Source organism: Ignavibacteriales bacterium, assembly GCA_015709675.1.
Lineage (GTDB): Bacteria > Bacteroidota > Ignavibacteria > Ignavibacteriales > Ignavibacteriaceae > H2-BAC3.
Window position 1 is genome coordinate 2,732,655 of record CP054182.1, and the last position, 13,663, is coordinate 2,746,317.

At 40.1% G+C, this 13,663-nt stretch carries 13 protein-coding genes and 1 tRNA gene; 1 reads left to right on the top strand and 13 read right to left on the bottom strand.

Annotated features, from left to right (window positions below):
• Nucleotides 1-2 precede the first annotated feature (2 nt).
• The 8 genes from HRU80_10400 to HRU80_10435 form a co-directional block, all read right to left on the bottom strand.
• Nucleotides 3-4,199: a S8 family serine peptidase gene (locus tag HRU80_10400; protein QOJ29273.1), complete on the bottom strand. Its 4,197-nt coding sequence runs from the start codon at nt 4,197-4,199 to the stop codon at nt 3-5.
• On the bottom strand, nt 4,189-5,679 hold the full coding sequence (locus HRU80_10405) for an amidophosphoribosyltransferase (GenBank protein ID QOJ29274.1): 1,491 nt from the start codon (nt 5,677-5,679) through the stop codon (nt 4,189-4,191). Before HRU80_10405 ends, HRU80_10400 begins: the two co-directional genes overlap by 11 nt.
• Nucleotides 5,680-5,746: 67 nt before the next feature.
• Nucleotides 5,747-5,820: transfer RNA gene (locus HRU80_10410), tRNA-Pro, on the bottom strand.
• Nucleotides 5,821-6,213 (bottom strand): MerR family transcriptional regulator, encoded by a 393-nt coding sequence (locus HRU80_10415; protein QOJ29275.1) that lies wholly within the window; start codon nt 6,211-6,213, stop codon nt 5,821-5,823. It abuts the tRNA gene before it with no gap.
• Nucleotides 6,214-6,288: 75 nt separating this feature from the next.
• A complete protein-coding gene (locus tag HRU80_10420; GenBank protein QOJ29276.1) occupies nt 6,289-6,966 on the bottom strand; it encodes an HAD-IA family hydrolase in 678 nt (225 codons plus the stop codon).
• Nucleotides 6,967-7,413: a type II 3-dehydroquinate dehydratase gene (locus HRU80_10425; GenBank protein ID QOJ29277.1), complete on the bottom strand. Its 447-nt coding sequence runs from the start codon at nt 7,411-7,413 to the stop codon at nt 6,967-6,969.
• On the bottom strand, nt 7,397-7,681 hold the full coding sequence (locus tag HRU80_10430; GenBank protein ID QOJ29278.1) for a hypothetical protein: 285 nt from the start codon (nt 7,679-7,681) through the stop codon (nt 7,397-7,399). The genes HRU80_10425 and HRU80_10430 overlap by 17 nt, the downstream gene beginning before the upstream one ends.
• Nucleotides 7,671-8,195: a hypothetical protein gene (locus HRU80_10435; protein ID QOJ29279.1), complete on the bottom strand. Its 525-nt coding sequence runs from the start codon at nt 8,193-8,195 to the stop codon at nt 7,671-7,673. The genes HRU80_10430 and HRU80_10435 overlap by 11 nt, the downstream gene beginning before the upstream one ends.
• A 37-nt stretch (nt 8,196-8,232) precedes the next feature.
• Here HRU80_10435 and HRU80_10440 point away from each other — a divergent pair, with 37 nt between their 5' ends.
• Entirely contained in the window at nt 8,233-9,153 is a 921-nt protein-coding gene (locus HRU80_10440; protein QOJ29280.1) for a Ppx/GppA family phosphatase, read from the top strand.
• On the opposite strand, the gene nadB is transcribed toward HRU80_10440, so the two are convergent.
• The 5 genes from nadB to HRU80_10465 form a co-directional block, all read right to left on the bottom strand.
• Nucleotides 9,131-10,744 (bottom strand): L-aspartate oxidase, encoded by a 1,614-nt coding sequence (nadB, locus tag HRU80_10445; GenBank protein QOJ29281.1) that lies wholly within the window; start codon nt 10,742-10,744, stop codon nt 9,131-9,133. The two genes, HRU80_10440 and nadB, sit on opposite strands and share 23 nt — an antisense overlap.
• On the bottom strand, nt 10,734-11,081 hold the full coding sequence (locus HRU80_10450) for a hypothetical protein (protein ID QOJ29282.1): 348 nt from the start codon (nt 11,079-11,081) through the stop codon (nt 10,734-10,736). The genes nadB and HRU80_10450 overlap by 11 nt, the downstream gene beginning before the upstream one ends.
• A 362-nt stretch (nt 11,082-11,443) precedes the next feature.
• Nucleotides 11,444-11,932 carry a hypothetical protein gene (locus tag HRU80_10455; protein QOJ29283.1) on the bottom strand — a complete coding sequence of 163 codons (489 nt, stop codon included), beginning with the start codon at nt 11,930-11,932 and terminating at the stop codon, nt 11,444-11,446.
• Nucleotides 11,904-12,836 carry a ParB/RepB/Spo0J family partition protein gene (locus HRU80_10460; protein QOJ29284.1) on the bottom strand — a complete coding sequence of 311 codons (933 nt, stop codon included), beginning with the start codon at nt 12,834-12,836 and terminating at the stop codon, nt 11,904-11,906. The genes HRU80_10455 and HRU80_10460 overlap by 29 nt, the downstream gene beginning before the upstream one ends.
• Nucleotides 12,837-12,843: 7 nt before the next feature.
• Nucleotides 12,844-13,608, bottom strand: a complete 765-nt coding sequence (locus tag HRU80_10465) for a ParA family protein (protein ID QOJ29285.1) — start codon at nt 13,606-13,608, stop codon at nt 12,844-12,846.
• Between the last annotated feature and the right edge of the window lie 55 nt (nt 13,609-13,663).

Sequence of the window (13,663 nt, forward strand, 5' to 3'; positions counted from 1 at the left end):
TTTTACCTGACCACTGTAAACTTTTCAATTTTTGAGGATAATTCATTACCCTCAGCATCGGTTTGAATGATTTTATAAAAATAAACCCCGCTTGGTATTACTTCATTGTTTCGGTCTCGTAAGTTCCATGTCAATCCCCCGTTACCGTCTCTTTCAGTCAATTCATTAACAGACTTTCCTGTCAGCGAATAAATATAAATTTTAGCTCTTTGAGGAAGATTGGCAAAAGTAATTACGCTTGTTCGCTGCAAGGATGCCGGAGACGGATAGACATATACATTCGAAAGGTCACTTTCAAATGAAGACAGGATGACAATACTCCCCGACTCACTAAGCACCGGAAGATTACCGGATGCTGCGTCAGAAAACAGATTTTTTACCTGAAGTCTGTATTCAAGACCTAAACTGCCGACCGGCTTATTTCCTCTTGTTGATAAATAGATTTTCTTTTTTGAATTATCAGCAAATCTGATTGAGGATATTGCATTAGCTGGAGAAAAAATATAATTTTCTGTTTTGAATGCCTGAGTACTGTCAACCGGGTAGTTAAACTCAAGTTCAATAGTGTATTGGTCAATTATAGACGAAGAAACAATATACAATCCGCCGGATTGGGTAACGGGTGTATAAACGAAACGTAGTGAATCAGAAACTATCGGAGCACCAAAGTAGTCCCTTAAGTCATCCCAGATTAACACGTTAGTATCTGCAAACTGCTCAGAAAAACTCACCAGATAGCTAAACTGATCATAGGGAGTGATTGACGAGAGCCTGTTCAAGCCACCAGAAGATAAAAGCTTAAACACTTCAGGATTTGGGATGGTAGTATTAATTCTTTCTGAAAAATTCAGACGTATGCTTTTGGGAGTAACTACCTGATGCGAAAGTAACCGACCTGGCAAATGATGATAAACCAGTATATTCCCCGGACTATTGCCGGGAAGAAGCACATTACTTTTTGAAACAGTATAATTGTAGGATTTGCCTAATACTGCAGATCTGTCAAAATAACTCATCCCTGAAACGGAATCAAGAATACTGAGAGATTCACCTTCTTCTCCTCTGAAAATATATACATTTCCAGTTGTATTTTTCCAGTTAAGAAAGACAACTGAATCCAGAGTACTGTACCCTTTCAGAGCAAAGGGTATCACATTTGAAGACTGGAACTCATAAAACCGGAGACTATCAATTTCTGAAACAGCAAATTCTATTAAACCATTATTATTAAGATCGCCGGTAAAGACCGAGTTCGAATTTACGCCATCCCTGTAAAAAATAACATCACTTCCCCCTGTTTGATACTGCATGATGTAGCTGTATGGAAAAGCAAATAAGATAAGTTCATCTTTTCCATCAGCATCAAGATCTGTCAGCTTTACTGTGTTATATGCTTTTCTTGAGAATAAATTAAATTCTCCTGACGGATCAACAAATGCCTGGTCCAGATGAATGAGCAAACTGCCCGGCAGATAAGAAAATACAATAAGTCGGTGGAATCTTGCAATATCCAGTTCTGGAACTGATTGCAGCAGAAGTGCAAAGTCCTTAATACCATCTCCATTGTAATCCCCTGCCGCTAAATAGGCGGATGAGGATAAAAAACCAGTCGAGAATGAGTAATTAGAATCCGGGACAGCAGTATTATTGATAATTCTGTATACAAGAACATCTCCGTCACTGTCGGTCATTATGAGTTCATCAATCCCATCTCCGCTTATATCTCCCGTAACAGCAGCGGGATAATCAAATGCATTACCGCCAAAACCAAACGGACTGAAATTATAGAATTTCGATACAGAATCCAGTGTACCTGAACTATTTATCCTGGTAATATAGCCGGTAGTATCATCTGCGATAAAGAGTATTTCGGTTTTACCGTCAAAATCAATATCTTCAGCCATTACAGGCCATGATCTGGAATTTTCTCTTTTTATGATATCCCTGAAGGATGAACCTGAGTTTGTTTCCTGTTCGAGGATAAATCCATCACGCCCCCAGTTGGCCAAAATATCCTTCTTCCCGTTATTATTAAAGTCCCCAAAATCTTTAATAATTCTTTCACTAATCGAGTCAGTTAAACTTAACCCTGTTGCGTCGAGTGTATACAAGTATGTCCGTGAAAGATTGCGCAGATCGGAGTAGAATACCTGATTAGGTGAAGAAACGGAGACCGGTTCATTAAACAAGGCTCCTGATGGCAATGAATAACTGAGTTGCGTGTGTTCTCTCAGGTTGAACGACGAAAGTGTTTTAATTCGAAAATAATTTCCGCTTGAATCCTTCAGAATAGAAGATAACCCTGCCACATTAATTGTTTCATAATATACTTCATAGGTTTTATTAAATTCGGTAAAACCAGGAGGAGTGAACCCATAATGCAGGCGTTTTACAAAAAAATTATTCTGAGTGAAGGCGTCAAGAGATACTGACGAGAAAACCCCTGATCCTTCGGTCCTGTAATACATCTTAACAATTGAAGGCTCCCTGGTAAAAAAGGCACTCACCAGGGATGCTTTATTACCATAATAAGCAGGTATAAGTGATACAAGTTCTCCTGAAGGTGCTGAACTGCTTTTCCTGAAGTTAACACGCTCTTCGAGATAAAAACCGTTTGATTGCAGCATTCTTAACCGGAGTGTGTATACTGTATCGGGCATACCGGTTAAAAAAAGAGTGTAAACATTCTCCCGGAAAACCTGTCGCGTTGAGATTGGAATAATTTCTTCCCATACCACAGGGTTGAGACCCGTGCCAAAGGATATCGTATAATTTCTGAAATTGGGTGAAAGCACTGTAGCAGTAACCGTAAGGGTATCATTTACTACCGCGTGATCCTGCAGCGGAAAATCAAACTTGACAATACTTGCTCCAAGCTGAGCAATTGCTTTTAACAAATTGAGTCTTCCTGAACCGCTTCTCAGGTCCCAGCCTGGTTCTCCAAGATCATCGGCTGATGATTTAATGATCTGCTTTACTTCTTCATTTGTAAAATTACCCTTTGAAAGGACTAAAGCTGCGGCGGCGGCTACAAAAGGAGCTGCAGCACTTGTCCCATTAAATTCTGAGTACTTCCCTTTTCTTATCGTGGTTAGGATTGAAGTTCCGGGAGCAACAAGATCAAGGGTAGAGCCGTAATTCGAGGAGGATGCAACATAATCTTCACTTGTTGAATTGCCTACACAGATAACTTCCGAATAACCGCTTGGATAATGAGGTGATGTGGAATTAGAATTTCCAGAACTGGCGACAAGGACTACATTGCGGCTGTAAGCATATCTGATAACATCCCTTAATACATATGAAAATGAATTATCACCGAAGCTCATGTTTACGACTTTAGCACCATTCAGAACTGCGTAGAGAAGTGCCGATGCCACATCATCTTCTTCGCCAAAGCCATCAGGATCAAACGAACGGAGATTCATTAACCGGACTCCCGGAGCAGTACCTGCTATACCGCTTAAATTATTAGTCTGAGCTCCGATAATACCAGCAACTGCGGTACCATGTGAAAAAATATTATCATCAAGAGGATCATTATCCCAGTTCAGATAATCACCGCCGGTAGAATCGTATGGAAATCCATTACGGTCTGTAAAATCCCACCCCATATAATCGTCAATAAATCCATTCCCGTCGTCATCAATTTTATTGAATCTCTTATCATTACCAAAAGCATCAGTACCGGTTTCGCCAGAATTGAAATGGATTTTGTTCGTCAGATCAGGATGGAGATAATCAATCCCCGTATCAATAATCGCAACTATGATTGAGTCTTCGGTACCGGTTAACTGCCAGGCAGCAGGTGCCTGTATTTTTGTTAAAGCCCATTGCGAAGCATATAAACTGTCATTTGGATTTGAATCAACTTTGTAGATTACTGCAGGCTGCAGATATTCAATACCGCCGGCCAGTTTTGAATCAAACCATGATTCATCCAGATCGAATGAAGTATTACTTGTAATTTTAATTATTCTGTCTAAGCCATGTATCTCTCTTGCCATTCCATTGGCAAGATATGTTACTTTATACGAATCCGGACTTAAAGATTTATTTCTGCTGAGAAGATTCATTTCCTCAACAGCAGTCTGAATTAATTGTTTATCTGTTGTATCTGTAAATTTGACAAACCAGCTCTGCTGGGCGAACAGATGAGAGCTGATGAATAATAAAAATAAAATTGATTTAAGATTCATGCATCTCTTTGTTAAATTGAGCATTAACTGACAGCGGATAGTTCCCTGTGAAACAAGCAGTACAAAAATTATCAGGATTCTCTTCGTAAACTGATTTCAGAAGTTCATCAGGGGTAAGATACTCCAACGATTCAACGCCAAGGTATTCTCTTATTGCATCAATGCTACCATTCATCTTATTCGCAATAAGTTCACCTTTGCTTGGAAAATCCATTCCATAATAACAGGGGCTTGAAATCGGAGGTGAAGATATTCTCATATGTATCTGCTTTGGCTTAGCAGACCGGATGAGATTTATTAACAGTTTGGAAGTTGTTCCTCTTACAATTGAATCATCAATAACAACTACGGTTTTACCCTCAATAACACCCTTAACAACATTAAATTTTATTCGTACATCCATTTCCCGCTTTGTTTGTCCAGGCTGGATAAAAGTCCTTCCGATGTAGTGACTGCGTATTAGTCCAATTTCAAGTTTGGCATTTATTCCGTTATCCTGAAGACGAGTAGCATAACCGAGCGCTGCTGTATTTGAGCTGTCCGGCACACTTATAACAATTACTTTTTCACCATCAGGGTCTTTGACCGGGTGATAATCAGCAAGAATCTTACCGAGTCTTCTCCTGATTTTATCAACGCTGTGTCCGAAGATCCGGCTGTCCGGCCGTGAAAAATATACAAATTCGAATATACAGTGTTTTTTTTCAGCTGCGGGCTGGTTTAGTCTGTAAGATTTTATTTCCCCTGTCGAGATGACTTCATCATCTATTACAACTATTTCTCCCGGTTCAATATCCCGTATATATTCCGCGGAAATCATATCAAAAGCACAGGTTTCTGATGCAATCACAAACGAATTATCTTTCTTTCCCAGAGCTAGCGGTCTGAATCCGTTCGGATCACGTGCCGCAATCAGTTTGTCATCCGTAAGCAATAAAAGGCAGTATGCACCTTCAATCTTCCCAAGAGCTTCCTGAATCTGATCAATCTGATTATCAAGCCGGCTCTTTGCTATTAAATGGAGAATAACCTCAGTATCTGTAGTAGTCTGAAAGATCGAGCCCTCATGAACCAGCTGATTTCGTAATTGCGTTTCATTTGTAAGATTGCCATTGTGCGCTACGGCGAGATTGCCATTTCTGTAATTCACATAAAGCGGCTGTATGTTTTTACCATGGAACGATGAGCCTGTTGTAGAATACCTGTTGTGCCCGATTGCAGCATTACCGCAGAGGTGTGAGGTGAGGGTTGACTGATCCGGAAAAACCTCCGAAACTAATCCGTCTCCCTTTTGAATGTTAAAAACAATTTTCCCGCTGTCAGTCTGGTTTCTGGTGATTATACCGGAAGCTTCCTGTCCTCTGTGCTGCAGGGCATGCAAACCATAATAGGTATCAATTGATGCAAAGGGGGTTCCATACACTCCAAAAATGCCACAGAAGGATTTTGGCTTATCATTCTGGTAACTGTCTATTTTCATGTTTATGGGCTGCAAGTTATAAATGGATAAAATGAAAAAAGGTACTAATGGTTAGTACCTTTTCAAGTCGGAACGGCGGGATTTGAACCCGCGACCCCTACCACCCCAAGGTAGTGCGCTACCGGGCTGCGCCACGTTCCGTTATAATTTTTTGAGTATGTCTTCCAGTATGGTTCTGATCTCAAGCAAATCTGACTGAATACTGGTTTTCTGAAAATTCTTGAGCGGTTCAAGAGGCTTATCCGGAGGATTTTTAGATTCATACTTCTTGAGTTCTTCTAATGTAGCAACTTCAGTCAGAATCTGCTTTGCACCCTCAATGGTGTATTTCTTTTCTCTGATCAGCTCTTTAATAACAAGAATAAGCTGAATATCCTGATTGGTATACGCTCTGTTTCCGGATCTGTTTTTTTGAGGTTTCAGACCGTCAAACTCAGTCTCCCAGTAACGAAGCACATAATCCTCAACTTCGGTAATCTTGCTTACCTCGCTGATTGAGTAGTACAGTTTTTGAATATTATAGTCTTTTACCACAGAAATCCGAAAGAATTCTCAGCAATTTTATTGCCGAAATATAGTGAAAGAGGGGCGGAAATAAAAGAAACCACCCTATTCCTTTTCCTTAATAATATCCAAAATCTGAGAAATGTCGGTCAGTTCATAGTCAGCATTATGTGTTTGGGTATTAAAGGTATCCCCATAACGGGCAAACGCGGTTTTCATTCCAACTCCGCTGGCTCCCAGAATATCTCTTTCTGCCCAGTCCCCCACCATTAAGGCCTCTTTTGGCTCTACTTTAAGTCTTCTGAGGATTTCAAGAAATGGAGCAGCATTGGGTTTACGCTGACCGGTTTCTTCAAACGTCACAACTTCGTCAAAATAATGATGAAAATTCAAATATGCCAGTCTGAGCCAGGCTTCTCTGCGGGGGGCGTCTGAGACGATACCCAGTTTCAAGCCGCTTTTTATTAATTTATTAAGTGTTGAGTATACATGCGGATATGGGATCAGGGCGGCTTCCCGTTCACGTCTGTACGCGACAATACCGGCAGCCAGAATTTTATGATCTATTTTTCCGAGGGTTTGCTGAAGAAATAAATCAAACACCTGCTGATACTCTATCCCCTGTTCTTTGTAGATTTTATCAATCTGCTGAGTCGCTTCAAAAACAGTAAGATTAAGCCCTGCATCTACCATAGCTATCATGGCAGCTTCAATTGCCCGGCTTTTCATCCTCATGAAGTCAACTAGGGTATTATCAAGATCAAATACGATTGCCTTTACCATTTATTGTGCCTTTTTTATCAATTTAAGCAAAATATACACTGCGGCAGAGTAACCATCTGCCTTAAATCCGGAAATATAACCGTCACAAGCCCTTGCTGTAAGCAATATCTGCCTGAAATCTTCCCTTTGGGCTAAATGCGAAAGATGAACCTCAATCTTTGGTGCAGAAATGAGGGAAAGTGCATCCATGATAGCCACGGAAGTATGGCTGAAACCCCCAAAGTTTACAATAAATCCATCAAAAACACTCCTGTTTTCCTGTAAATACTGAATCAGCTCACCTTCAAGATTCGACTGAAAAAACGAAAACTCCACCCCGTTAAATTCAGATTCAAGACTTGTGCGGATATTTTCCAGCGAAAAATTGCCATAATGAGAGGGGTCCCGTTCCTGAATCAGGTTCAAATTTGGGCCATTAATGACTCCGATTTTAAGATTGCTTTTCATCAACCTCTACCATTTCATCAATCACCTCTCTGAGTCTAGGCGTAAGAAACATATTATCAATCCCAATTTCTTTTAACGCTTTGGATAGGATAATGGCTTTACGCTGGGTATTTGCCATTTTATTAATGACAATGACTCTGCTATCCTTTAAAACACAATACCCGCCTTTGAAATCCCCTTTCTCGAACCTTACAGTGGCTCCTAGTTCTGAAGCCAGGGCTCTCAGCTCTTCTATAATCTGTTCAAACTCTTTTTCTTTAATCTTCATTATTGAATTGGGTTTTTACCAGTGGTTTATAAATGGCTAAAAATATAATGGCGGCATAGCTGCAAATCTGAATTATCGGAAAACCGCTCATTTTATCAATCCTCGTAATCAGATTCTGCAACAGCAGATTTGAATCAAATTGTCCGGATAGTCCTGCATTCAAATATGCCCAGTCATAGGTTACTATGCTGTAAATCTCGAAAGGCGAGGTAATGAGTATTGAGGCAAGACTGATGAATAACCAGCCATTTTTCCTGAGAGACGGCCGGGCAACAGAAATTGTAATTATCAGTAAAACCAGAAAGAAAAGGAAACTCACGGTTGTGAGGTTAACCAGTGGTATTAAAACTTGAAATACCGCCGTGAGATCAGTATTCTGAAATTCCGGTCTGAGATTCAGAGTAGGAGGAACAAAAAAACTGTAGGACATAAACAGTCTTGCTACATAAGCTCCCAGCCAGGCCACACCTGCTAAAGAGGTCAGGAAAATGAGTATTTTTAGGTATAGTTTCATTTAAAAATCATATAAATAAGGCTCAAAAATAAGAAAAATGCCCAAGATTGCCTCAATTGATATTGGTACAAATACCGCCCTCATGCTGATCTCGGAATATAACGAAAGCAGGTTCTCATTTTTTGAAGACTACTATGAAATCCCAAGGATTGGCCAGGGTGTTGCCAATTCCGGAGTAATTAGTGACCAGAAAACAGAATTACTCAAAACTGTTCTGCTTAATTTTAAGAAAATCGCGGAGCAAAAAGGAGTTGAACGCTTTCTTATTTCCGGGACGAATGCTTTCCGTATTGCCCGAAATAGCAGTGAAGTAATCGCAAAAGTTAAAAGTTCGACAAATCTGGAAATTCAGGTATTAAGCGGCGAGGAAGAAGCAAGACTATCCTATTTGGGCGCTACATGGCTTAATGAGGGAGAGAACTTTATCGTTATAGATATTGGCGGTGGCAGCACCGAACTAATCAAGGGTACTAAAAATAAAATTTCACAGTCTGTCAGCCTCCCTCTCGGGGTTGTCGCGCTCACTGAATCTTTCGGGAGAAAAGTTCCGCCGGTATTTAATGACATGGATAAATTACAAGCTGAAGTGTACAAAGTTTTTAAGAATATACCATTAACTGTTAATGGTGATGAGAAGGTAATTGCAGTCGCCGGAACTCCGACTACTCTTGCTGCTATTAAAGCCGGACTGACTATATATGATGAAAACAGTATCGAAGGATTTGTGTTAAAAAATCACGAACTGCAGGAGTTTTCAAAAGTTCTAAATAATATGAGTTCTGATAAAATTCTAAGCAATTATCCGATTGTTAAGGGAAGAGAAGACGTCATTACAGCCGGAAATATCATACTCTCAATGTTAGGTAATTATCTGGGCATAAAGGAAATCCAGGTAAGCACCAGAGGACTTCGTTATGGTATGCTCTTTGAATATATCAGGTTACATTCTCAAACTTAGACTGAATAGTATATTCCCCCTGCTCTTTAGGCAAACCGGGATAATTAATATTATAATGCAATCCCCTGCTCTCCTTTCGCATCTGTGCTCCTTTTACAATCAGCGATGCAGTCTGAATAAGATTCCGTAACTCAAGCAGACCGGAAAAAACTTTTGTTCTTCTGTAAATCTCACTGACTTCCTGAAGCAGATTCATTATTCTTCTGTCCGCATACTGCAGCCGAAGATCCGACCTTACTATTCCAACATAATTCCACATAAGAAGTTTTAACTCTTTCACTGCATGAGAAATGAGTACTTTTTCATCGGATGTTATGGTGTCACTATCGTCCCATTCCGGAATTACTTCATTGCTTACCGTTTCAGTCATTCTGCTTTTTATATCCAGAGCAGCATGCTTTCCGAATATAAGAGCCTCAAGAAGCGAATTGCTCGCAAGTCTGTTTGCGCCGTGAACTCCTGTCATGGTAACTTCACCAACTGCGTATAGTCGGTTAAGTGAACTTCTCGAATTCTTGTCAACAACAATCCCGCCGCAGGAATAGTGGGCTGCAGGCACTACCGGGATGTAATCAGTGCTGGCATCAATGCCGAGTTCAAGACACTTTTTATAAATATTCGGGAAATGTTCTGTGATATCGCTTTTAGGAAAATGCGTCATATCGATATACACAAAATCGTCACCATGCTTTTTTAATTCAGCATCAATGGCTCGTGCAACGATATCTCTGGGTGCTAATTCCTTACGGCTGTCGTAATCAGACATAAATAATCTGCCATTTTTATTACGCAGCAATGCCCCGTGCCCTCTGACTGCCTCAGAGATCAGGAATGCGTAATTTTTCTTGCGTGTGCCGTCAGGTTCGTATAGTGATGTCGGATGGAACTGCACAAATTCCATATTCGCCATTTTTGCCCCAGCGCGATAAGCCATCGCATAACCGTCACCGGTAGCTATTTCAGGATTGGTGGTATGCAAGTATATCTGTCCAAGTCCGCCGGTTGCCAGTAAGGTGAATTTCGATCGTATGATATTAATTTTACCTGATACAGGATCATGAACATATGCACCGTAGCAATTACTATTTTGACCTTTAGAACCGTATACATGATGTTCAGTTATAAGATCAATTGCGAAGGAATTTTCAACCATTCTGATTGATGGAGTTTGAGCAATTTTTTCAAGTAACGAACGTTCAACTTCCTTCCCGGTCAGATCCTTAGCATGTACAATTCTTGAAGCCGAATGTCCGCCTTCTTTTGCTAGATGAAGACTGCCATCCTTGTAGGTAAACTGAGTCCCAATTTCGATAAGTTCGAGTATCCTATCAGGACCTTCTCTTACCATCATTTCAACAGAATTTCTGTCACAAAGACCTGCCCCGGCTATCAGTGTGTCGCTGATATGTTTATCAAATGTATCTTCCTTCCCAAATACTGATGCAATACCTCCCTGAGCATAATTCGTGTTAGAATCAGATGATCCTTTTTTGGTTACCAGAATCACATCCGCAAATTCAGAACATTGCAGAGCGGTAAATAAGCCGGCAATTCCCGATCCAATAATCAGAACATCAGTTTCAGTTGCCATAAATACCTAAAGTAACAAAATAGAGAGAAACAAAAATCAGAGAAGTAAATAATGAAAGAAGTACTGAGAATGCTTTGTGATTGCTGTAAATTTTTATGAAAACAAACAACAGGTATAAATAATGCACGAATAAAAGAAATTCCATCCCGATAAATATCCATGCAACTATATCGTTAATCATGAACGCATTAGGATATATTGAGAAAAGATATTTACCGAAGAAGATGTATTCAAGAAGAAACAAAAAAATACCGGCAAACAGCAAAGGCAAAGCGGCATAGGCTGAACAGGCAAGAACATCTGTAAAGCGGACTTCGGCTCCGGCCTTCCTGTGCATTTTTTTCAAAATAAAATAGAGAGGTAGTAATGCTAATAAATAAATAACAATTGAAAATAGTGAGTGTATCGCAGGGACGTTGTTTTTCAAGACAAAAACAGCAAAAAATTCACCATACGAGGCAAATCTTACAGCCAAAAGAAGTAACAGGAGGAATACAAAGTTCTTATTTTCTGCCCGAATAATCCACTTAAAGGCAACAGCAGGATTCTCAATAATTCCCGCAATCGTCGTCCACAAGTCCAGATTCGGAAACCGGTTATCTAAAACAGAGCCGCACTCAGAGCAGTTTAACCTAAAGAGTTCATTCTGTCTCTGACAACTCTGGCAGCCTACAAAATATTCTGAGTTCTGTTTTTTCATCAGAAGTAAATCTTCATACGGACATGATAAAAATTTCCTGGCCGGTAAAAATCTTCCTCAACATTGAAATCAAATAAGTGAGCATCCACATATGCATCTATGAGATTCGCAACATAGAGAATCCCCAGATATATCGCAAAATTATCACGCTGATCACGATAAAACTCCCTGTTCAGATAATAAAGCCGGTTGCCGGTATTCTGATAAAGTGTTTTGTAGTCATTATAGAGATTATTATTTGAAAAATAATTATAGCCAAACCAGGCAGCAAGCCCCGCGATTACAGGTACTTTATAATAAGATTCATTATAGAACTGACCCCAGCCGGGCAGAACCGCGCTCCTGAATAACGCACCGGTTGGTGATTTGGTAAATGAATATTCAGTAGTATCACTTGCAACAGAATCAGAATTCTGGCTAAACGTCAGTGAAGTTAAGAGAATGAACAGGAGAGGTATACTACTTCGTAATTGTAAATAGTTGTTCAACAATTCCTTCAAACTCCTGGGATGAGTAATATTCAATGATAATCTCACCTGAACCATCTTTTTTTAATCTGCAGCTTACTTTAGTTCCCAATAAGCGTTTCAAACGATCTTCAATATCCCTTAATTCATATGATTTGACAGTGCTGCCATCAATGGTCTGAATTTTTTTCTTTTTCTTTGCATGCGCCTCCCCTGATAGAAGTTCTCTTACAAGCGATTCAACTTTCCGCACTGAGAGGTTATCCTGAAGGATTCTACCAAGGACATAAAGCTGCTTATCCTTTTCAGGTAAATTAATAAGAGCTCTTGCCTGCCCCATGGAAATTTCTTCGGAAATAAGTTTTTGTTTTATCTCTTCAGGGAGTTTCAGTATCCTGAGTGAATTGGCAATAGTTGAACGGTCTTTTCCAACTCTGTCTGCTATTTCATCCTGCGTAAGGCCGCAATCTTCCATCAGTCGGCGATAAGCGATTCCAATTTCAACAGGATTAAGTTTTTCCCTCTGAATGTTTTCGATGAGTGCCATCGCAAGCATAACATCATCAGATTCAACATTGATGATATATGCAGGAATCTCGGGATACCCGATTTCCTTAAATGCCCGCAGGCGTCTTTCACCAGATATCAGCTGGTATCTGTTATTAAAATTTCTGACTGTAACCGGTGTAATCAGACCATTTTTAAGAATTGAAACTTTTAGTTCATCCAGAGGCTTCTGGTCAAAAACTGTCCGCGGCTGAAAGGGATTTGGGTCTATCAGTTCAACGTCAAGATTCCTGAAATTAACATTTGTATCGGTTACAATCGCGGGAGCCGGTTCAGTTTCATGTCGGGTTTCAATATCACGCTGCACCTTGATTAAGGCATCCAACCCTCTTCCCAGAACTAATTTGCTTTTACTCATTGCAGGTTCACTTCATGTTATTTCTGGTAAGAATTTCTTCAGCCAGGCTCAGGTAGTCTCTTGCCCCTATTGACATAGCGTCGTAAAGCAGAATGGGTTTGCCGTGACTTGGCGCTTCAGAAATACGGACATTTCTGTGAATTATTGCATTAAACACTTTATCCCCGAAATATTTTTTTACCTCGTCTGATACCTGTGTCGAAAGACGAAGTCTCTGATCAAACATCGTAAGAAGAACTCCCTCAATGGTAAGCTGCTTATTAAGATTCTGTTTAACGATATTAATGGTGTTAAGAAGTGCACCAAGCCCTTCAAGCGCGAAATATTCGCACTGAACAGGTATCAGAACGCTATTAGCTGCAGTCAGAGCATTCAGCGTCAGTAATGAGAGAGATGGAGGACAGTCAATAAGGATAAAATCATAGGCCGGCGCAAGGTCCTTCAAAGCAAAAGAAAGCCGTCTTTCTCTATCTTCCATATCAACCAGTTCAATTTCAGCTCCGACGAGGTCTATTGAGGAAGGAATTAAATCCATAAACGGCATAATTGATCGTATTATGGTTTTTTCTGCCTGTTTTTTTCCAATCAGGACTTCATAAATCGTAGATTCAGAGTCATGAATTCCGATTCCGGAAGAGGAATTCGCCTGAGGGTCTATGTCAATAAGGAGGATCTTCTTCTCAGCCGCGGCCAGGGATGCAGCAAGATTGATGGATGTAGATGTTTTACCTACACCCCCTTTTTGATTTGCTATGGCAATTATTTTGCCCATTTTTCTCACATTTACTGAAAATTAACCCGTTAAAATAAATAAAACTGCCCCCAGA

What these genes read in the sequence shown, in the direction of transcription:
- HRU80_10400 (QOJ29273.1), bottom strand. Translation starts at nt 4,199, where the DNA reads ATGAATCTTAAATCAATTTTATTTTTATTATTCATCAGCTCTCATCTG.
- HRU80_10405 (QOJ29274.1), bottom strand. Translation starts at nt 5,679, where the DNA reads ATGAAAATAGACAGTTACCAGAATGATAAGCCAAAATCCTTCTGTGGC.
- HRU80_10420 (QOJ29276.1), bottom strand. Translation starts at nt 6,966, where the DNA reads ATGGTAAAGGCAATCGTATTTGATCTTGATAATACCCTAGTTGACTTC.
- HRU80_10425 (QOJ29277.1), bottom strand. Translation starts at nt 7,413, where the DNA reads ATGAAAAGCAATCTTAAAATCGGAGTCATTAATGGCCCAAATTTGAAC.
- HRU80_10430 (QOJ29278.1), bottom strand. Translation starts at nt 7,681, where the DNA reads ATGAAGATTAAAGAAAAAGAGTTTGAACAGATTATAGAAGAGCTGAGA.
- HRU80_10435 (QOJ29279.1), bottom strand. Translation starts at nt 8,195, where the DNA reads ATGAAACTATACCTAAAAATACTCATTTTCCTGACCTCTTTAGCAGGT.
- HRU80_10440 (QOJ29280.1), top strand. Translation starts at nt 8,233, where the DNA reads ATGCCCAAGATTGCCTCAATTGATATTGGTACAAATACCGCCCTCATG.
- nadB (QOJ29281.1), bottom strand. Translation starts at nt 10,744, where the DNA reads ATGGCAACTGAAACTGATGTTCTGATTATTGGATCGGGAATTGCCGGC.
- HRU80_10450 (QOJ29282.1), bottom strand. Translation starts at nt 11,081, where the DNA reads ATGCACAGGAAGGCCGGAGCCGAAGTCCGCTTTACAGATGTTCTTGCC.
- HRU80_10460 (QOJ29284.1), bottom strand. Translation starts at nt 12,836, where the DNA reads ATGAGTAAAAGCAAATTAGTTCTGGGAAGAGGGTTGGATGCCTTAATC.
- HRU80_10465 (QOJ29285.1), bottom strand. Translation starts at nt 13,608, where the DNA reads ATGGGCAAAATAATTGCCATAGCAAATCAAAAAGGGGGTGTAGGTAAA.